Consider the following 20,682-nt stretch of genomic DNA (forward strand, 5'->3'; position numbering starts at 1 on the left):
GGTACCTTCGGGTCCCGGCCACTTTCCTTTGTCCTTGCCCTGTTCAAGACCAGTCCCGCCGGCACATCAGTTCCCGCTGATACATCGAAACGTTCCCTAGGATGAGACCATGAGTGACACTTGGCTGATTGTCGGCCTCGGCAACCCCGGCAGTGAGTACAGCAACAACCGGCACAACGTGGGCCAGATGGTGCTGGATGAACTTGCTGCCCGCATGGGCGGAAAGTTCAAGGTCCATAAGGCCCGGGCCCAGGTAGTGGACGGCCGGCTGGGTATCGGTGGCCCCCGCGTGGTGTTGGCCAAGCCCATGACGTACATGAACACGTCAGGGGGGCCGGTTGCGGGCTTGTGCAACTTTTTCGACATCGCCGCGGACCATGTCATAGCGGTCCACGACGAAATCGATATTCCTTTTAACACAGTCAAGCTAAAACTGGGCGGAGGCGAGGGCGGGCATAACGGCCTGCGGGACATCTCCAAAGCTCTCGCCACCAAGGACTATTTGCGCGTCCGCGTAGGAGTGGGGCGGCCTCCGGGCCGGATGGAGACCGCCGATTACGTCCTCCGGGATTTCGCCACCGCCGAAAAGAAGGAACTGCCGTTCCTGTTGGACGAGGCCGCCGACGCCGTGCAGTTGCTGATGGACCAGGGCTTGTTGTCTGCGCAGCAGAAACACCACCCCGCCAAAGCTTGAGCAAATCTTGAGGTAAGCCTGAGGAAAGCCTGACGGTCCCAAAGACCCTAAGGCCTACAAACTGTCGGCGCCCGGCGGTAGTGTGCATGGTACGCAGGTAAGCGGTGGGGGACTGTCGCGGATGTGTAGCGAAGGATGCGAATGTCGGCGGAGTTGCTAAACAAGGGCGGGGGAGGCGCAGCAAGGGCTGCGGCTCCCGATCTTGTGGGCGGACCAACGGACAGGCAAACGTGGTCGCTGCTGGCCCGCAGCCGCGATCTGTCCAAGGCGGGAAAATTCCTCGACTCACCCGATTCGTATGGGGTGGTCCTCACTGGTCAACGGGGAATCGGCAAATCCGGCCTCGCCCGCGCCGTAGTCTCCTCGCTGGGCCCCAAGGTCCACAGCCTTCAACTGCGGAACACTGTTGCCAATGGCCAAACTCCGTATGGATGCCTGGGTTTCCTGCTGGCCCGCCTGCCATCCGAAGCCGTCAGTTCTCCCACCGGCATCCTGCATGCAGTGACAAGCCTGATCAGGCAGGAAGCGGCGGGCCGGGACACCGTTCTCATTGTGGACAACGCCGGCGGCATGGACCCCATGAGTACAGGCGTGCTGCTGAACCTCATGGCCACCGGAACCGCCAAGGTAGTTGCCACAGTGCAGCGAGCCAGCGACCTGCCAGCCGACTTCCACCGTCTGGTCCTCGAAGGCGAGCTGGGGGAGGTCCATCTCAATACCCTGAGCGAAGAACAGACCAAGCAGGTGTTGGGATCGGTCCTGGGACACTACGTATCATCAACGCTGGTTGGTTCGCTGCACGCGGCAGTGGGCGGAAACCCGATGCTGTTGCATGCCCTCCTGGAAGAGCAGCGGCAAACCGGCAACTTGGTACTCAACGATTCCGTTTGGACGCTGCGTGACCGGATCAAACTGGAGGGCGCCACGGTGGTGGAGGACTTCGTCCGCTCCAAACTGGCGCGCGAAACACAGGCCAGCAGGACCGTCGTCGAAATCCTCGCCTGTGCGCAGCGCGCAACCCTGGTGGACCTGGCAGGCATCTTTGGCACCGAAGTTCTGGTAGAGATGGAAGACTCCGGGCTGCTCGCCGTTGAACGGGGCGAAAACCACTGGGTATCCCTGAGGGATCCCTATGTGGGCGAGGTGGTCCACAGCTGGCTGAGCACCCGCCGCAGACGCGAACTGCGGCTGATGCTTCATGGCCCCAAAGAGCCTGAACTGCAGGGCCTCGCCGCGCAGGATCTCCTGAGCTATGCCGCATGGATGCACTCCTGCGAAGACGAACCAATGCCCTCGCCTGCCCACGCCTTGGCAGCCGGACGCGCAGCCCTGGACAACTACGATCCCAACTTTGCCATCCAGTGCACGCTGTCCTTGGATCCCAAAGACGAAGAGTGGGTCCCGGGGCAGCGGCTGAAAGCTGCGGCGTACCTCATGCTGGACCTGCCGTTGCACGCCGCCCAGGCTCTGGATGAGGTGTCCGAGTCCCACCTTGCCGCGCTGGACCCGGTGGAGTTCGCGGAAGTAACCGCCGCGAAATGCCAGGCAATGACGTGGATTGATGGTCGGGCGGGCATGGTGCCGGGGGTCATCTCCGACGGACTTGAGACTCTCGGGGCCATGGCCGGCAACTACCCGCCTGAGACAGTGGCCAAGGCCTATAACCGCCTTCACCTGTGCAGTTATGAGTACAACACCTACATGGGTGAGTACGCCTCCATCATCGATCAATTGGAGGAAGAACTGGCCAAGGATCCTCAAGTGGACCGGGAGCACTGGTTAAGGTCGGCGTTCTTCCTGGTTGAGGCCCGCTGCATTCTGGGCCGGGAGCTTGAGGCGCAGGAACTTGCGCGGACCGTTTCACGGCATCTGGGCGATACTGACCGGCCTGCCCAGCTTGAAGAAGCCTTTGCCAAGCACGCTTTCCTGGTCCTCTTGCTGTCCGGGCAGTGGAGGCAATGCATCGAACTCATGCGTCGCACACCGTCCCGGTCGTCGCGGCTTCAGTACAGGGGTGCCCTGACTGAACTGGGCATCGGCCTCGCCTACGCCTACGCCGGTAAACCTGCCAGTGCCATTGAGCCCCTCAGATCCGCGGTTGCCCAGCTGGAACTCCGCCCGGCAATGAACATGAACAAGGTAGCCTACGCTGCCACCGCTTTTGCCTATGCGCAGGTGGGCAATTCCGTGGAAGCGGGCCGTTATCTGGACCTGTACAGGACATGCCGTGGTGAGGGAACCTATTTCTCCGAATCCGTGGCTGATTTCTGTGCTGAGATGGCTGGGCGATGGATGGGGGATCCGGACGTCAAGCAGCGGCTCCTGGCCCGGGTCCGCGACGACGTCGAGAAACAGCGGGTGACCACTGCCGGCATCTGCCTCTTCGGCGCCACGGTTGAAGGCACCGACGAAGAGTACCGGCTGCTCGAGGATATTGCCGGGCGCCGCCAGGGGCCACTGGCCCGGATTTCCGGGAACCTCGCCCGCGGTGCACTGGACAGGAGTTCACGGTCCCTGCTGGAGGCAGCCGACGCCGCTGCCGCGCTGGACCTGTTGGTGGTCGAAGCCAGGTGCGTGGCCATGGCACTGGACTTTGCCCGGGACGCGGGTGAGACAACCGTTGCCCGCACGGCGCAGCTGAGGCTGGAACGGCTGGAGCATTCCGTGTCCGCGTTGCCGATACAACCGCGCAGCGACGCGCCGGTATTGACGGAGCGGGAACGCCAAATTGCTAAACTCGCCGGGAAGGGTGTCAGCAACCGTGAAATCGCGATGGATATTGGGGTGTCTGTGCGAACTGTCGAAGGCCATTTGTACCAGGTGTTCACAAAGTTGGGTGTTTCGTCTCGAGGCGAGCTCAATGGGCTCCTATGAGGCAGGCAACACTGTAGAAGTGCGGAGCGCCCATGCGGGCTGAGCACCTTGTAGGCCGGGACGCCGAGCTGGAACTGGCCATGAAGATCCTGCGCCAGGAAGGTGCGGGGGCTGTGCTTCTGGTAGCGGACCCCGGCATCGGAAAGACGGCCCTTGCCGCCGAAATTGCGAGCCGCCTGGCAGGGGAAATGGTGGTAATGCGGGTCCACGGAAGCCCCGCATTGTCTGCTGTGCCCTACGGTGTCCTGGCGCCCTATTTGCTGGACTTGCCTGTGGAACAAGCTACCTCGCCGGTGGCGATCCTGCGGGAGTTCTGGGCACAGTTCGAGAAACGCCGTGGCGGCCAAGGTGCACGGCTCTTGCTTATTGTGGACGATGCCCACGACCTTGACGAAGGCAGCACCCAGATCCTGGCCGAATTGGTGACGGCAGGGTGGGCCAGGCTCGTGGCCACGGGCAGGCCTCGCCCGGGTCTGCCCCCCGCGCTGCTTCAGCTGTGGTACGACGGCCTCGCCGAGCGGCTGGAGCTTCATCCCCTGGACCATGAGGGCGTCACCGAGCTCGCGGAGAAGACACTGGACGGAACCGTCATGGCCAGTGCCGCGGACGTGCTGCACTCCGTGTCCGAGGGCAATCCATTACTCCTTCGCTGCCTCCTGGACGACTCAAGGGCGGACGGAAACCTGGTCCGGCGGAACGGTGTCTGGTTCCTGACACGAGCCCTCTCGGGCAGCGGCGAAGGCTTGGCCGAGGTAGTGCGGAACCGTGTACTGCGGAGCAGCGAGGCTGAGAGGGAAGCGATGTACGTCATCGCTCTCTCCGAACCCGTCCCTGCCGCCGTGCTGGACACACAAGTTGGCAGGGAAACCGTGCGGGCGCTGATGGACAGCCGGCTGGTGCTGTCCACCAACGGGCCCGGAAGCCCCCTCAAGATGTGGCACCCCATGTACAGCGAGGCGCTGCGCCAGCTTGTTTCGCCTGCCCGCAGCCTCCAGATCCGCCAGCGCATGGTCCAACACCTGATCGCGGAGCCGCCCACGGCCGAGGGGCTGCTCCGGTTGGTGAGCTGGGCGCTGGACTGTGGTGCCGACGTCGATGATGAACAACTGCTGGAGGCAGCTTTCCTGGCTGCAAAACTGCTCCAGAACCCCCTGGCGCTGGCAGCAGCCGGCAAGGTCCGCTCCGAGGCGTTGCGCCCGCGCGCCCGCGCAGTCATGGCCATGGTCAGCTACAACGACGGCGACTTTGGCACTGCGGTGCGGCTGTTGGAAGAGGGCCTGGGGTACTTGGACGCCGATCCGTCGGGTCCCCTGGGGGCAGGGCTTTTGTGGGCCGCCGCGCGGGCGGCCATGGGTGACTCATCGCCGGACATCGTGGCCGATGCCCGGACCGCGGCGGCAGCCCTCGTCAACGGACTTCCGGAATCAGACCCCGTGGTGGGGCTTGTGGGGCGGCATGCCAAGGCACTGGAGTTGGCGGCGCTTGCCCACGAGGGCCACTACGCAGAAGTCCGTGAAGGCCTGGAGAGATTTGGGGCAGCGCTCAGCCCGGAACAACCGGATTTTGTCATGAACCGGGTATTCCTCCTGGCCATCCAGTGCGAACTCCTGACGGTCGAGGGCCAGGCCGTGGAGGCCCTCGACGCCGGCCGTGAAGCGTTGGCGCTGCTGGACGAGCAGGCTGATGACCTCCTGTACTTCAGCGACTTTGTGCTGGCGCGCTACACCCTTGCCGCACTGGGAGCGGGGGACTGGAGTGCCGCAGGGACTGCCCTGGAACGTTACTCAGCGAGATCGGCCATGGGCCTCATCGTCTTTGGTGGGGACATCCAAACCCTCAAAGGGTTGTCACTGCTGCGTCAAGGCAGGCTGGAGCAGGCCGCGGAGCTGGTGACTCCGGCCGTCGAGGCACTCAGGGTCAGGGACCCCCAACAGCTGAAGAATCTGGGCAATGCACTCGCGTTCTACGCCGCGGCGAGGTCCGGCGACACCGCGCTTGCTGAGCGCCTGGCCGGGGAACAGGCTGGCCAGGCAGGCCAGCAGGCCGGTGCAGCGGCCGGAGGAGCCTACGTGGAGGCCCTTGCGGAACTTTTTACCCTGGCCGGCCAGGAGTTGGTGGCCAAAGGCTCAGGACTGGACAAGCTCAGGAAGCTCCCGGAATCCATACGGCTGCATCAGGAGCCCGGTGTCCTGCTGCAAAACCTGGTGCTCCGTGCCGAGCTCGGCGACGTACAGGCCATGGAGTCCATCAAGGGGATCACACCATCCATGTCAGGTGCCTGGGCCGCCGGATGGCTTTCCCTGGCGGAAGCACATCTGGGCGCTGACGGCCAAGGATTCGTCAACGCCGGCAACCTTCTGGCCGCGGCCGGCATGCCCGGACCAGCCGCCGTGGCGTTCGATAAAGCGGCGTTGTCCTTCGACGCCGAAGGAAAGCGACCGGAGGCCCGGCAGGCAGCGGTGCTGCGCGATGTCAGCGAAGCCAGCCTTGGTGATGCCCTGGTCCATGACCCCAGCACCGAAGCGGACCGCTCGGTGCCGTTGACCCGCCGTGAGCAGGACATCGTGGCGTTGGCAGTCTCAGGGCTCACCGACCGCCAGATCGCGGAGAAACTCATGGTGTCCGTACGCACGGTAGAGGGCCACCTCTACCGCAGTTACGCCAAGTTGGGCATCCGCCGTCGCGAAGATCTCGGGGCTGCTGTCCGTCATTGACGGCAGTGTTCCTCGAGTACTCACTAACCACCCACCACGCCACTTGGCCCCGCCACCGCACGGGTTTTGGCCAATCACTGGAGTAACCCGTGGGAGTGTTGCGCCCAAACCAAGTAGTGCGCCTCTGAGGGACTGAGTACAACAAGGTAGAGGCCCGGAAAAAGCTCCGGACTAATCGAGTACCAACTACTGGTGTACCCCGTTCGCCACCCCGGCAGTATTGATCTTGGAAGAACGGTTCAGCCCCAAGCATCACCGGGATTCCGAAAGTCGCATCATCCGCATCGGTGGTCTCTTTGAGCCGATGCACCGGACACCGAAAGGTGTTCCGGCCCTGGACGAAGCCGGCGGCGACAGAGTCTTCTGAGACCGAGACTCTCCCCCCAGCCGCCGCCGGCTTCTAGGCCAGGTAGCCCGCACTTCGCGGAAATCACCCCTCCCGGACCATGGGACTGCTGCTATTGGAGTGCGCATGCTGCCGGATCCCTGGCTGGACGAAGACACCGTCACAGTCGGGCTGAGGCCATCACCCTTCCCGGACCGGACGAGGCTCCTGGACATCATCCTTTCCGCAGTACCGTCGCCCTCCACCAGTGGCATCGTGGTGGTAGGGGACCGAGGATCCGGAAAGACCCACCTGTTGCTCTCGGTCAAAGAGGGCCTCGCCGAAACCATGGATGTCAGAAGTTTCGCCGGGAAACCAGAGCTGAAGACCACCAGTTACGGCGCCTTGGGCGCGGCAGCTGAACCCGGCGGTGAAGACACACTGCCGCCGGGGCTTCACGTCCTCCGGGCCCTGACCAGCACCCTGGGTGCCGCTGAATATTTGTACACACCACAGATGGGCCGACGCCGGAACAAACGCCGGGCTCACACGGCAAGGCCGCCGCTGGTGCTGTTGGTGGACGACATCCACTACGTAGACCCAGCCTCCTTGGCCGTCCTGCTGCAACTGATACCCGGCTTCGGGGCAACCTTGGTTGCAACTGCCGACAGCCGCCGGCCCCTTCCTCCGGACCTCTACCAACTCTGGGAAGACGGCTTCCTGGAACAGTACGTTCTTCCGCCCTTTACCTTCAGCGAGGCTCATGCGCTGTCCGAATCCATCCTGAATGGAAAGGTCCAACGCCGTGCCAGCAGCCTTTTAGCCGCCATGAGCGGCTTCAATGTGGGGCTGCTGGGGATCGCCATCAACGATGCACGGAATGCTGGTCTGCTGGTGCAGAAGGACGGCTTCTGGACCATTGATGTCCGGGCCCACTGCGACTGGCCAGGTGTGGTGGCACAAGTGCAGGCAGAAAACGCCGCCCGGCCTGCCGAGGAACGGCACGCACTCGAACTCATTGCGCTCGCTGAACCAGTGGCGCTGGACGTTGTGGAACACCATTTTGGCCGGAGCGCCGTTGAACACCTTCTGGCCAACCGGCACATCCGGCTGCTGGCGGGGCGGCCGCCGCTGGTCAGGACCAGTTCCTGGCTGCGTGGCGAGGGTACCCGGCTGGCCGTGCCACAACCCAGGAGCCTGGCCCTCCGCCTTGGCGTTGAGGAACCCGCACTCACGCGCGAATCCGCCCCCACCCTGCTGCGGTGGATGACATGGACCCTTGACTGTGGCCTGACCCTTTCCGATGAAGTACTTCTGGCTACCGCCCCGGCCGCTGACAGGCCGTCAACTGCAGAACTCGTCATGCGGGCCGCCGCAGCAGTGGCCGGGCCGGGCCGGAAAAACGAGGCCAGGCTCCTCAGGGCGCGGGCCTTGGTTGCAGAAGGCCTGGTGGGCGAAGCCGCCCCGGAACTGCGGGAGTTGGCAGCAGGTGGGGGATCGCCGGAGGTAAAGGCCGATGCCGGCAGCCGCCTGTTGGCATTGGAACTCCTGGGGGCTGTCCCGGGTGGAGCAACGTCCGGTCTTTCGGAGGACGCCGGTTCAGGGGAGTCTGCTTCCGGCGCCGGCCAGCCGCAGACCCTGCAGGAAATTTCCGGCCACGTGGTGTGGAACGTCCGGGAAGCCGAACGGCTCTTACTCGCTGGATCCGCCCCGGAAGCGTTGGAGCGGTCAACTGCGGCAATGGCGGCCGTTGACGCGGACCCTGCCCTGGAGATGTTCCGGCCTGGGGTGCTGCTCCGGCACGTAGTATGCCTTCGCAACAATCTGGCCTGGAGCCAAATGGATTCACTCCTGGAGTGTCCTGCGGCCTTTGTCCTCCCCACATACCTGGCCGTGTGCTTGGACGTTGCCCGGGGGTACGCCGAACTCAGCCAGGGGCTTCCCCGCGCCGCGCGGGGAACTTTGGAGCCGGTCCTCGCGGAACTGTCCGACGCCGGCCTTCCGCCGGTACTGGCATTCGCTGCAGCACTGCTGGCCTACTCCGAGGCGCTGTGCGGAAACCCTGCGCAGGCGATGGAGCGTAGTGGGCAGAGCCTCGCTGCTTTGCGGGAAGTCGGGGATCCCGCTGGCCTCCTTCCCCAGCTCGGCTCCGTCTATTTGGCGGCGGCGCAGGACCAGATGGCCGGTAAGCCGGGCCATCTGTTGGCGCTGGCAGAACAACTCCACCACCAGGGCAGCACGTTGTTGGAAGCCGAGGCAGTGTCCCTCCTGACGCTGAACGCAAGCAGTGCCGCCGTCGACGACCTTGTGGTCCAGCGGCGGCTGTCAGGACTTGCTGCGGAAATTCACGGAGCCGGAGGAGCCGCCCTGGGAACGTTTGCAGAGGCACTGCTGGACAACGATCCCAAGACGTTGGAAGCTGCGGGAAGAAGTTTGTCTGCCGACAGGCTGTTTGCCCATGCTTCCGTGTGCTTCTCCCGTGCGGCCAGCGGGTATGAAGCCCGAACCCGGAGTGCAGCAAGCCGGCGCACATTGGTCCTGGTTGAACGGTTGCGTAACGCGTTCGACAGCGGGGCTGTTCCGCCGCTGGGGTGGGTACCCGGGAGGGCCGGCGGCTGAACGTGCTGTACGGCACACCTTCGGCACCGCACGGCAGGGGCCACCGTGGGATAATAGGGAGTCCCTGAAGGATTTCCAAGGAGCGCCCCTTGACTGCCGTATCAACCCCCGCCTCACTGCTGCGGTCCGTGCATGCCATGGACAACGCGGAGGTGCTGCGGATCCGGAATGACTTCCCGGTGCTGGACCAGATGGTCAACGGTAAACCCTTGATCTATCTGGACTCCGGCGCCACGTCGCAGAACCCGCTCAGCGTCATCGAGGCCGAGCAGGAGTACTACGAACAACGTAATGCGGCCGTCCACCGTGGAGCCCACCACCTTGCCGTGGAAGCCACGGAGGTCTTCGAGGACGCACGCCAGACCGTGGCGGACTTCATCGGCGCGCAGTACGAGGAAACCGTGTGGACCTCCAACGCCACCGAGGGACTTAACCTCATCAGCTACGCACTATCCAACGCCGGGTTGTGGGCGGCGCAGGGCCGTGGCGATTCGCGCTTGAAGGACCTGGCCGTGGGACCGGGCGACGAGATCGTGGTCACCGAAATGGAGCACCACGCCAACCTCATCCCCTGGCAGGAGCTGGCCTTCCGGACGGGGGCCACCCTGAAGTACATCCCCGTCACCGACGACGGAACGCTGATGCTCGACGCCGCAGCCGGGATCGTGGGGGAACGGACCAGGCTCCTGGCCTTCACCCACGCTTCCAACGTCCTGGGGACCATCAACCCGGTGGTGGAGCTCGTGGCACTCGCCCGCAAGGTCGGGGCCCTGGTGGTCCTGGATGCATGCCAGTCCGTGCCGCATCTGGCCGTGGACGTCAAGGAGTTGGACGTCGACTTCGCGGTGTTCTCCGGGCACAAAATGCTGGCGCCTACAGGTGTCGGCGTGCTTTACGGCAAGCAGGAACTCCTTGATGTCATGCCGCCCTTCCTCACCGGTGGTTCGATGATCACCACGGTCACCATGGAGCGGGCCGAGTACTTGCCGGCGCCCCAGCGGTTCGAGGCCGGTACCCAGCGGATCTCCCAGGCTGTGGCGCTTGCTGCCGCCGTGAACTACCTCACCGAGACTGGCATTGACCGCATCCATGCGTGGGAAACGACGCTTGGTCAGCGCCTCGTCAAAGGGCTCGAGAGCATCGACGGCATCCGCGTCGTAGGTCCCGCCTCCGGGTCCGAGCGAATCGGCCTGGCAGCGTTCGACGTCGCCGGTGTCCACGCGCACGACGTCGGGCAGTTCCTTGATGATCGCGGCATCGCCGTTCGTGTCGGTCACCACTGCGCCCAGCCGCTGCACCGCCGCCTGGGCCTGACGGCCACGACCCGGGCGAGCACTTACCTTTACAACACCACGGACGACGTCGATGCTTTCCTCGATGCTGTTTCCGGGGTCCGGGCATACTTCCAGGCCTGACCTTCGGCAGCCCTGGAAGCCAGGCAGCCTCAACCAACGATTTTTCGCAGAACAGGCAACAACCACCATGAGTCTTGACCAGCTGTACCAGCAGATCATCCTGGACCACTCCAAGCAGCGGCACGGCAGCGGCTTGGCTGAAACGCCAGCCCCCGAAGGTGCGTCCACCGGCCAATCACACCAGCTGAACCCGGTGTGCGGCGACGAAGTAACGCTGCGGTTGGCCGTTGCTGACGGAACGGTCCGGCAGATCAGCTGGGACGGCGCGGGTTGCTCGATTTCCATGGCCTCGGCCTCGGTGCTCAGTGAACTGGCCGAGGGCATGTCCGTGGAGGAATTGCACTCTGTGATCGAGAACTTCCGTGAGGTCCTGCGGTCCCGTGGCAAAGTCCAGGCGGACCCGGAGATCCTGGGCGACGCTGCCGCTTTCGAGGGCGTTGCCCGTTACGTGGCGCGCGTGAAGTGCGCCATGATCTCCTGGGTTGCTGCCGAGGACGCGCTCAACCAGGCCACCGCCTGACCTTCAGCAGCAGCCCAGCACCCGCGCGTCAGTGGCGGGCAAAGACATCCGGTACGCCGTCGCCGTCGTCGTCCCGTTCTTCATCCGCCTGCACCTGACGGTACCGCCGGTTACGGGCCCTGAGTACGACGGCGGCCAGCAGCGCCGAAATCAGGGACCCTGCCAGGATGGCCACCTTGGCGTGGTCATTGTGGGCTGAACCGGTGCCAAAGCTCAGTTCGCCAATGAGAAGCGAAACCGTGAAGCCGATGCCCGCCAGAAGAGCCAGCCCAAAAAGGTCGATCCAGGCAATGCTGGAATCGAGGCTTGCGCGGGTGGTTTTGGTGACCAGGTACGTGGTGCCGAAAACGCCCACTGCCTTGCCCACCACCAGTGCTGCCACAATGCCGACGGCCACGGGATCCGTGAGCGCTGCCCCCATGCCATCGAATCCGCCCAAGGCCACGCCTGCGGAGAAGAACGCGAAGACGGGCACGGCGAAGCCTGCCGAGAACGGGCGCAGCCGGTGCTCGAAGTGCTCAGCCAGGCCTTCGGCCGGTTCTCCCTTCTTGCCGCTGGCCAGGACCGGAACGGCGAAGCCCAACAGCACCCCCGCCACCGTGGCGTGGATCCCGGAAGCGTGGACGAAGCCCCACGTGGCCAAAGCAAGGGGTACGAGCAAGTACCAGCTGCGAATCCGCTTCTGGACCAGGAACGTGAAGAGGGCCAACGGCACCAAGGCGGCCAACAGCATGAGCGGCTGCAGTCCCGTGGAATAGAAGAAGGCGATGATGCCGATGGCGATGAGGTCGTCCACCACGGCGAGGGTCAGCAGGAACGTCCGGAGAGCGGCCGGCAGGTGGGTGTTGATGACGGCCAGTACGGCCAGGGCGAAAGCGATGTCCGTGGCGGTAGGAGTGGCCCAGCCCTTGAGCGTCTCAGGGGACCCGAGGTTGAAGAGGACAAAGATGGCGGCCGGAACCACTACGCCGCCGATCGCCGCGGCGACGGGAACAACTGCTTTCGCGGGTTTGCGGAGTTCGCCGGCCACGAACTCGCGTTTGAGCTCAAGGCCTGCCAAGAAGAAGAACACCGCCAGGAGGCCGTCCGAGGCCCAATGGCCGAGGCTCAGCTCAAGATGCCAGGGCTCGAAGCCGATCTTGACGTCGCGGAATGCGAAGTAGCCGTCGGCCACGGGAGAGTTGGCCCAGATCAGGGCGACTACGGTGGCTGCCAGGAGGAGCGCGCCGCCCACTGTTTCCGTGCGAAGGATCGAGAGGATCCTGCGGTACTCGGGGTAACTGGAGCGCGAGAAAACTGCGCTTGAGCTGCTGGGTTGCTGAGGGGCTGCAGGGGGCTTCTGGGCCACGGGGGCTCCTTACTTGCGCAAAATCAATCGGTCTCAGGGGAGCACAAAGGCTCCGCCGACCAGACTTCCCGGCACACCAATAACCATCTTACCCAACTGAGTAACAGCAGAGCGCGTTATCAGCTCCCATAACGCGCTCTGCTGCTACTTAGTTGGGTGAAACCTAGGCGACGAGGCCCGCAATCCCAATGGCTGCCGTCGCGAGTCCCAGCACCATGGAGATGGTGACCAGCACAACGTGGACCGTGAGGAACTTGGTGGCCTTGCCTGCGGCATCGCGGGCGCGGGGATCCTTCATGACGCGCTTGAGGAACTGCGGCCACACCACCAGGGACCAGGCCCCGGCAACGATCAGGACAACCGCAAGGACAGCGGGGATCTCCACCTTAGTGGCTTTCGAGCCAGGCCTGGGCCTGCTGCGACTGGATGTTCAGGGCTTTGCCCACCATCGGCTCAGCGGCGTCTGCGATCTTGCCACCGAGGAACGGCACCGAAGAAGACACGTTGCCTTCGAGCTCGATCCGGGTGTTGCTGCCATCAGCCACGAGGCGCTGGACGGCCGTGACGTCCAGGGGAGCACCCGAGATCTTGAGAGCGATGTTGCTGGCGCGCGAACCGTCGGCGGCGGGAGCTTCCCACTGCTCGGTCTGGGTGACCTTCAGGGTTTCGCCAACAAACTTGCGGGCAATATCCGGCAGGCGGGTGGTGGGCAGGGTGCGGACGGTGGTGGTGCTGAAGGCGCCGGCGGGGTCGCCGTCGATGGTGAACGATTCCAGGGAGCCGCCCACCAGTTCGCTCGTGTGACGCAGGAAATCTTCGTTGACGAATACGGCAGCAACGCGGTCAACGCTGTGCGGCAGGGTGGTGGATGCGCTCAGGGCCATGGGTCCTCCGTGAATGGTGGTGGTGAAGCTTTTTAGCTCCCAACATCCTACGGGGTCTCGCTGGCCACTCCTGAACCGGCGGTCTTGGGCGGGCTTTCCTGGAGGGCGATGGCCGCTGCCGAGATGTTGCGGGCCATGGACGGGAAGATCAAGCCGTGGAACGGGTAGACACCCAGCCAGTAGAGCCGCCCGGCCAAGCCTCGCGGGAAGAAAATGGCGCGCTGTTTGTAAAGGCTGCCATTACCGTCGGGTTCCACCGCCAGCTCCAACCATGCCCCTCCCGGTGCCCGCATCTCGGCCCGCAGGCGCAGCAGGTGCCCCCGGTCAATGGCCTCCACCCGCCACCAATCCACTACCTCGCCGGTGTTCAGCGTCTTGGGATGCCGGCGTCCCCGCAACAATCCGGCGCCGCCTTGGAGCTTGTCAAGCCACCCGCGGATCCGCCAGGCCAAGGGCAGGGAGTACCATCCGTTCTTGCCGCCGATGCCCTCGATGATGGTCCAGACATGTTCCGGCGTCGCCTCGCTGTGGAAGGCCCGTTCGTCCAGGAACACTTTGTAACCGGCCCAGTCGGGGTCGCTGGGAAGCGGATCGGCGTCGATGCCGGCGTTGGCCCAGGTGGTCTCCACCTGCCCGTCCCGTTCCTTGCCGAGCGCCAAGGCGACGGCGCGGCGGTAGGGCGTCAGGCCGCCGTCGGGCTGCGGGAAGTAACGGTCGACGTCGTGCTCCCGCGACACCGCGTCATGCTGCAGCGACTGCACCAACGGCAGGGACATGGACAACGGAATGGGGGTCACCAAGGCGACCCACAAACCGGCAAGCTTCGGTGCAGGCACAGGGAGCGCAATGACCAGCCGCCGGGGGAGCCCACGCTCCACGGCGTACTCGTTCATCATCTCCTTGTACTTCAGGACGTCCCGGGACCCAATGTCGAAGGAACGGTTCACCTTCTCCGGGAGCGCCGCGGCAGCTACGAGGTAATGCAGGACGTCACGGACCGCGATGGCCTCAACCCGGTTGCCAACCCAACTTGGCGCGGGCATCACGGGAAGGGTTTCGGCGAGGTGCCGGATCATCTCGAACGACGCCGACCCGGAACCAATCACCACACCGGCCTGGAACACGATCGCGTCCACCGGCGAATCGAGGAACACCTTTCCCACGGTCTCGCGGGACCGCATGTGGACGGAAAGTTCCTCGTTCTCCGGGTGCAGTCCGCCGAGGTAGACAACCCTGTCCACGCCGGCCTCGGCTGCGGCTTCTGCCACGAGCCGGGCCATTGCTTCTTCCTTGGCCTCGAATCCGCTGCCGGACGCCATGGAGTGGACCAGGTAATACAGGACGTCCACGCCAGCCAGGGCCTCGGTGAGGCCTTCGGCGTCGGACAAGCTGTTCTCGATGATCTCCACGCGGTCATGCCAGGGAACGTCGGCGATCTTCTGTGGCGTGCGGACCAGGACTTTGACCCTGTGGCCGGCCTCGAGGAGCCGGGGGACAAGGCGGCCGCCGATGTAGCCGGTGGCGCCGGTCACCAGAACGGTCTTGGTGTCCTGCGGGGTGTTGGAATGGGTGGCTTCCGAAGGCTGCAAAGGAACTCCTGGGGCTGGGGGTAGAGGTAGGCTGGAATGACCCGGCGTTCATCTGAATTTCCGGGCATTTGTGTTGCCTGCCCTTGGACCCACCCTAGGAGTTTCTGTCATGAGCCTCAACGGTCTGCGCCGCGCATTGGCGGAGGACAAGACTTTCGCGCGCGTCCGAACGGAAGCTCAGCGGCCCTTCAGCGACCGCAACACTGACTACCAGATCAGCGCGCCCACGGGCATGCGGGCTGTGCTGCTCGCCGAAATGGCCGACGCGCTGTCGGATGCCGGTGCTGGCGTTGATGGCGCTGGCACTCCCGTGGTCCTCGCCATCACAGCTACTGGCCGCGAAGCCGAAGACCTCACCGCTGCTCTGGCCTCCTATCTTCCGGCCGGGTCCGTGGCCGCCTTCCCCAGCTGGGAAACCCTCCCGCACGAGCGGCTGTCGCCCCGCTCGGACACCGTGGGCCGGCGCCTATCCGTCTTGCGCCGCCTGACCCACCCGGAGACGTCGACGGCGGCCCCCCTGCGCGTAGTGGTGGCTCCTGTCCGCGCCGTGGTCCAGCCTCTTGTGGCCGGCCTGGGTGACCTGGTTCCGGTGACGCTGCAGGTGGGACAGGAACGCTCGTTCACGGAGGTGGTCCGCGCGCTGTCCGATGCCGCGTATGCCCGTGTGGACATGGTGACCCACCGTGGCGAATTCGCCGTCCGTGGTGGCATCCTTGACGTTTTCCCGCCCACCGAGGACCATCCCATCCGCGTGGAATTCTTCGGTGATGAAGTGGACCAGATGCGCTGGTTCGCCGTAGCCGACCAGCGCTCGCTGTCCGCCCCCGGCATCCACCACCCCACGGCGCTCCATGCTCCGCCGTGCCGCGAAATCCTGATCACGCCCTCCGTGATGTCCCGCGCCTCCAAGCTGAAGGCGGACATGCCGGCAGCTGCGGACATGCTGGAAAAGATCGCCGGCGGCATCGCCGTTGAAGGCATGGAATCGCTGGCGCCCGTGCTGGTGGACGCCATGGTCCCGTTCGTGGACCAGCTCCCGGCCGGGTCCTTGTCCGTTGTCATCGAACCAGAGAAGGTACGCACCCGCGCGCACGATCTCGCGGCCACCAACGAGGAATTCCTGGAAGCCGCCTGGTCAACAGCGTCCGACGGCGGTGCGGCGCCCCTTGACCTGTCGTCCCAGGCCTCCACGGACCTGCATGCTGCCAGTTTCCGGTCCCTGACCGACACCCGCTCGGCTGCCCTTGCCCACAACGTCTCCTGGTGGTCCATCACCTCACTGGCCACTGATGAGGACCTGGTCCTGGACATCGACGTCCTGAACATGCGTGCCCGTGAACCTCGGGGCTACCAAGGTGAAGTGGCGGAGATGCTGGAATTCATCGGCTCCCGCGTCCGCGAGCAATGGCGGGTGGTGGTGGTGACCGATGGTCCCGGGCCTGCCCAACGCCTGGCAGAGCTGTTCCACGACGCCGATATTCCGTGTTCCCGCGTTGAGTCGCTGGAGAAGGATCCGCAGCCAGGCATCATCGAGGTGACCACCGCCGCCGTCGGACGTGGTTTTGTCCTGGACGGCCTCAAACTGGGCCTGTTGACCGAAGCCGACCTGCTGGGTCGCGCGACGGCCAGTTCCACCAAGGACATGCGCCGCATGCCGTCCAAGCGCCGCAACGCCGTGGATCCGTTGCAGCTGCACGCCGGCGATTTTGTGGTGCACGAGCAGCACGGCATCGGCAGGTTCGTGGAGCTCATCCAGCGCAAAGTGGCTGGCACGTCGTCGTCCGATGCCGGGCTGCGCGAGTACCTCGTGCTGGAGTATGCGCCGTCCAAACGCGGCGCCCCCGGGGACAGGCTCTTTGTGCCCACCGACCAGTTGGACCAGGTGACCCGCTACGTCGGCGGAGACACCCCCGCGTTGAGCAAAATGGGTGGTGCCGATTGGGCCAGCACCAAGTCCAAGGCCCGCAAGGCGGTCAAGGAAATCGCCGGAGAGTTGATCCGGCTGTACTCCGCCCGCATGGCATCCCGCGGACATGCCTTCGCCCCCGATACCCCGTGGCAGCGCGAACTGGAGGAAGCTTTCCCGTATGTGGAGACGCCCGACCAGTTGACCACCATCAACGAGGTCAAGGCGGACATGGAACGGGAGATTCCCATGGACCGGCTGGTGTCCGGTGACGTGGGCTACGGCAAGACGGAAATCGCCGTCCGTGCAGCGTTCAAGGCCGTTCAGGATGGCAAGCAAGTAGCTGTGCTGGTGCCCACCACACTGTTGGCGCAGCAACACTATGAAACCTTCACGGAGCGCTTCTCCGGGTTCCCGTTGCGGGTGAAGCCGCTGTCCCGTTTCCAGAGCACCAAAGAAGCCAAGGAAACGGCCGAGGGCGTCAAGAGCGGGGCCGTGGACGTAGTGATCGGCACGCACCGGCTGCTGTCCAAGGACTTCGAGTTCAAGGACCTGGGCCTGGTGATCGTGGACGAAGAACAACGCTTCGGGGTGGAGCACAAGGAAGCGCTCAAGAAAATGCGCACCAACGTTGATGTACTGGCGATGAGTGCAACGCCGATTCCCCGAACCCTCGAAATGTCCCTCACTGGCATCCGGGAAACATCCACCCTGGCCACGCCGCCTGAGGAACGCCACCCCGTACTGACCTACGTGGGCCCGTACACGAACAAGCAGACCTCTGCAGCGATCCGTCGCGAACTTATGCGCGAGGGACAGGTGTTCTTTGTCCACAACCGGGTTTCCTCGATCGAGCGCATCGCCGCACAAATCCGCGAACTTGTTCCGGAAGCCCGCGTGGAAGTTGCCCACGGACAGATGTCCGAAAGTCGCCTCGAGAAGATCATCGTGGACTTCTGGGAGAAGCGGTTCGACGTCCTGGTCTGCACCACCATCATTGAGACGGGCCTGGACATCTCCAACGCCAACACCCTGATTGTGGATGGCGCGGACAAGTACGGCCTCTCGCAACTCCACCAGCTCCGTGGACGGGTTGGCCGTGGCCGTGAACGCGCCTACGCCTACTTCCTGTACCCCTCCGAGAAGCCATTGGGCGAGGTAGCGCTGGAACGCCTCAAAGCCGTGGCAGCGCACAACGAACTCGGGGCCGGGATGCAGCTGGCCATGAAGGACCTTGAAATCCGTGGCGCGGGAAACCTCCTGGGCGGTGAGCAGTCAGGTCACATCCAAGGCGTCGGCTTTGACCTTTACATCCGCCTGGTGGGCGAGGCTGTGGCCGAGTACCGCGGTGAGGCCGAGGAAAAGGCGGCGGAAATGAAGATCGAACTGCCCGTCAACGCCCACCTTCCGCACGACTACGTGCCGGGGGAAAGGTTGCGCCTGGAGGCCTACCGCAAACTGGCCGCTGCCATCACGTACGAAGCGATCGACGAAGTCCTGGCCGAACTGGTGGACCGTTACGGCGAGCCACCGCTGCCTGCGCAGAACCTCATTGCCGTGGCGCGCTTCAGGGTGGGGGCCCGCGAAGCCGGCCTGTCCGACGTCGCGCTCCAAGGCAACTTCATCCGATTCTCGCCGGCGCAACTGCCCGAATCCAAAACCATGCGCCTGAACCGCATGTACCCGGGCTCCCAAGTGAAGCCCGCACTGGATGCCGTCCTGATTCCCAAGCCCAAAACCGCCAGGATCGGCGGGCGCGACCTCCAGGATGCCGAAATCCTGCAGTGGGCCAACACCGTCATTGAAGCGATTTTCACCGACGTACCTGTGAAGGCTGGCTAACTGAATGATGGGAGGACATCACGCCGCGTCGGGAGCCGCGGCGTGGATAGCTATTGCCTCAACCGGCCCGTACGCCCTGGGTTGGTACCCCTTGGATTCCACCGGGATCCTGATCGGTGCCATGGCGACGGCGGGAACTGCTTTGGTGGTGGACTGGGACCACCGCCACAGCACGATCGCCAACTCCCTGCCGCCGTTGTCCAACATGATTGCGGTGGGAATTGAGAAGGCCAGCGGCGGGCACCGCCAAGGGACGCATTCCCTGTTGGGGGCCTCGGCCTTTGTTGTGCTGGCAGCAATGGCCGCGCAGTTCCAGATGGTGACGCCCATGGGAAAGTTGTCTGTGGGCGCGGGGTTGCTGTGCATGTTCATGATCAACCTGGCGGCCAAGGCGTTGAACCTGTTCCCGAAGTCAGGCTGGATTACCAACTGGCTGTTCGCATTGGTCATGGCCGGCCTGGTGACGTGGTTCGCGCCGGATCAGTGGGGTTGGTTGCCGCTGTCCATGCTCACCGGCGTAGTGGTGCACATTGTGGGGGACATGATCACGGTTGGGGGAGTTCCGCTGTTATGGCCGATTGTCATCAAGCCACCTAAATTCCTGCGCAAATCGGTGATCAGCGGAATTTGGCGGTCCAACGGGGCCTTCTCCATTCCACTCCTGGGGCGGGCTGGTTCCCGACGCGAGTGGCTGGTCCTGATTCCCGTCAGCGGTTATGCCATGGTGGGCATGGGAGCCGCGGCATGGACACTGGCGCAACAGCACTGGCCCGGTGTCCTGGCGGCCTTGGGCGGCGTGGTGCAGTTACCGTGACGGCCTGGCGGGATCGCCCCTGACTGCATCGCGGGCGGGCGTCCAATTGGTTAAAAGAAAGCGGCCCAGGCATCAACCTGGGCCGCTTCGCTGTATCTAAAGGTTTAGCTTTCGCCGGCGGAATCAGAACGGCCAAGAATGGTCTGCGGGATCCAGAAAGCCAGCGCGAACAGGCCCAGGCAAACGGCCATCGGCCACGGGTTGTCCAAGCTCAGGAAGGACAGCGAGTAGATGGAGCCCAGGAAGAGCACGATCATGACCACGAACAGCACAATGCTTGTGCCCAGGTTGTTCTCGCGTTCAATGGGGGCGCTTGTTGCGTTCTTGGACATTCGTTCCTCCTCGGCCCCGCGGGGCTCAAAAATTCTTTGGCAGTTGCGGAAGCCTCAGTAGGCGGATGAACCTTGTTCACCCTTGACGATGGCAATTCCGGAACTTGCTCCGATACGTGTTGCACCAGCAGCAATCATAGCCTGTGCATCGGCGAGGGAGCGCACGCCACCGGAGGCTTTGACCCCGAGGTCCGGTCCAACGGTCTTGCGCATCAAGGCGACGTCCTCAACCGTTGCACCCCCGCCATTGAAGCCGGTGGAGGTCTTCACGAAGTCCGCACCTGCTTCCACGGCCGCTTCGCAGGCGATGACCTTCTGCTCGTCGGTCAACATGGACGTCTCGATGATGACCTTCAGGATGGCCTCACCGGCGTGGACCGTCTCGGCTACAGCCCTGATGTCGTCCACCAGCGCACCCTTGTCATTGGCCCGGGCAGAGGCCATGTTGATCACCATGTCGATCTCGTCCGCACCATCGAGCACTGCTCCGCGGGCCTCAAAAGACTTGACGTCACTGGGCGTAGCGCCCAGTGGGAATCCGATGACCGAACACGTCAGCACACCGGAGCCTTTGAGGGCCTTGGTGACGGTCTTGACCCAGACCGGGTTCACGCAGACGGACTTGAACCGGTATTCGATGGCCTCGGCGCAGACCTTGAGGACGTCTGCTTCACTGGCCTCCGGCTTCAGCAAGGTGTGGTCGATGTAGGAGGCGATGTTCGCCGGGGCGACGGCTTGGTTGCTCATGGGATCCTTCCGTGCAGGGCGTGGCCGGCCCGGTGGCCGCAGGGTTGTCACTGCCCGTC

At 64.2% G+C, this 20,682-nt stretch carries 14 protein-coding genes; 8 read left to right on the forward strand and 6 right to left on the reverse strand.

Features of this window, described 5'->3' with window-relative positions; genetic code table 11:
- Window positions 1-109: 109 nt before the first annotated feature.
- The 6 genes from pth to sufU all read left to right on the forward strand — a co-directional run bounded on the left by pth (window position 110) and on the right by sufU (window position 11,161).
- On the forward strand, window positions 110-694 hold the full coding sequence (gene pth, locus AYX22_RS07305; protein ID WP_207596837.1) for an aminoacyl-tRNA hydrolase: 585 nt from the start codon (window positions 110-112) through the stop codon (window positions 692-694).
- A 141-nt stretch (window positions 695-835) separates the two neighbouring features.
- A complete protein-coding gene (locus AYX22_RS07310; protein ID WP_207596838.1) occupies window positions 836-3,568 on the forward strand; it encodes a LuxR C-terminal-related transcriptional regulator in 2,733 nt (910 codons plus the stop codon).
- Window positions 3,569-3,600: 32 nt separating this feature from the next.
- Complete coding sequence (locus tag AYX22_RS07315; protein ID WP_207596839.1) at window positions 3,601-6,282, forward strand: AAA family ATPase; 2,682 nt, start codon at window positions 3,601-3,603, stop codon at window positions 6,280-6,282.
- Between the two features lie 472 nt (window positions 6,283-6,754).
- The gene (locus AYX22_RS07320) at window positions 6,755-9,226 is read left to right on the forward strand and encodes an ATP-binding protein (protein WP_207596840.1); all 2,472 of its coding nucleotides are present in this window, start codon (window positions 6,755-6,757) and stop codon (window positions 9,224-9,226) included.
- A gap of 89 nt (window positions 9,227-9,315) precedes the next feature.
- Window positions 9,316-10,641 (forward strand): cysteine desulfurase, encoded by a 1,326-nt coding sequence (locus tag AYX22_RS07325; protein ID WP_207596841.1) that lies wholly within the window; start codon window positions 9,316-9,318, stop codon window positions 10,639-10,641.
- 67 nt (window positions 10,642-10,708) lie between these two features.
- Window positions 10,709-11,161, forward strand: coding sequence for a Fe-S cluster assembly sulfur transfer protein SufU (gene sufU, locus AYX22_RS07330; RefSeq protein ID WP_207596842.1), 453 nt, complete (start codon window positions 10,709-10,711; stop codon window positions 11,159-11,161).
- Window positions 11,162-11,189: 28 nt separating this feature from the next.
- Here the strand turns inward: sufU and nhaA are convergent, their stop codons facing one another.
- The 4 genes from nhaA to AYX22_RS07350 all read right to left on the reverse strand — a co-directional run bounded on the left by nhaA (window position 11,190) and on the right by AYX22_RS07350 (window position 14,982).
- Entirely contained in the window at window positions 11,190-12,509 is a 1,320-nt protein-coding gene (gene nhaA, locus AYX22_RS07335) for a Na+/H+ antiporter NhaA (protein WP_207596843.1), read from the reverse strand.
- A 163-nt stretch (window positions 12,510-12,672) separates the two neighbouring features.
- Window positions 12,673-12,894, reverse strand: a complete 222-nt coding sequence (locus AYX22_RS07340) for a hypothetical protein (protein WP_207596844.1) — start codon at window positions 12,892-12,894, stop codon at window positions 12,673-12,675.
- A 1-nt stretch (window position 12,895) separates the two neighbouring features.
- Complete coding sequence (locus AYX22_RS07345) at window positions 12,896-13,393, reverse strand: DUF2505 domain-containing protein (protein WP_089594214.1); 498 nt, start codon at window positions 13,391-13,393, stop codon at window positions 12,896-12,898.
- Between the two features lie 47 nt (window positions 13,394-13,440).
- A complete protein-coding gene (locus tag AYX22_RS07350) occupies window positions 13,441-14,982 on the reverse strand; it encodes an SDR family oxidoreductase (protein WP_207596845.1) in 1,542 nt (513 codons plus the stop codon).
- Window positions 14,983-15,091: 109 nt separating this feature from the next.
- Here AYX22_RS07350 and mfd point away from each other — a divergent pair, with 109 nt between their 5' ends.
- Together mfd and AYX22_RS07360 are read left to right on the forward strand one after the other, a co-directional pair.
- Window positions 15,092-18,730 carry a transcription-repair coupling factor gene (gene mfd, locus AYX22_RS07355; RefSeq protein WP_207596846.1) on the forward strand — a complete coding sequence of 1,213 codons (3,639 nt, stop codon included), beginning with the start codon at window positions 15,092-15,094 and terminating at the stop codon, window positions 18,728-18,730.
- A 4-nt stretch (window positions 18,731-18,734) separates the two neighbouring features.
- On the forward strand, window positions 18,735-19,544 hold the full coding sequence (locus AYX22_RS07360) for a metal-dependent hydrolase (RefSeq protein ID WP_207596847.1): 810 nt from the start codon (window positions 18,735-18,737) through the stop codon (window positions 19,542-19,544).
- Between the two features lie 104 nt (window positions 19,545-19,648).
- Here AYX22_RS07360 and AYX22_RS07365 read toward each other — a convergent pair whose 3' ends face one another.
- Window positions 19,649-19,876, reverse strand: coding sequence for a hypothetical protein (locus AYX22_RS07365; protein ID WP_089594218.1), 228 nt, complete (start codon window positions 19,874-19,876; stop codon window positions 19,649-19,651).
- A gap of 54 nt (window positions 19,877-19,930) precedes the next feature.
- Window positions 19,931-20,623: a deoxyribose-phosphate aldolase gene (deoC, locus tag AYX22_RS07370; protein ID WP_207596848.1), complete on the reverse strand. Its 693-nt coding sequence runs from the start codon at window positions 20,621-20,623 to the stop codon at window positions 19,931-19,933.
- Window positions 20,624-20,682: the final 59 nt, after the last annotated feature.

Source organism: Arthrobacter sp. D5-1, from assembly GCF_017357425.1.
Classification (GTDB): Bacteria; Actinomycetota; Actinomycetes; order Actinomycetales; family Micrococcaceae; genus Arthrobacter.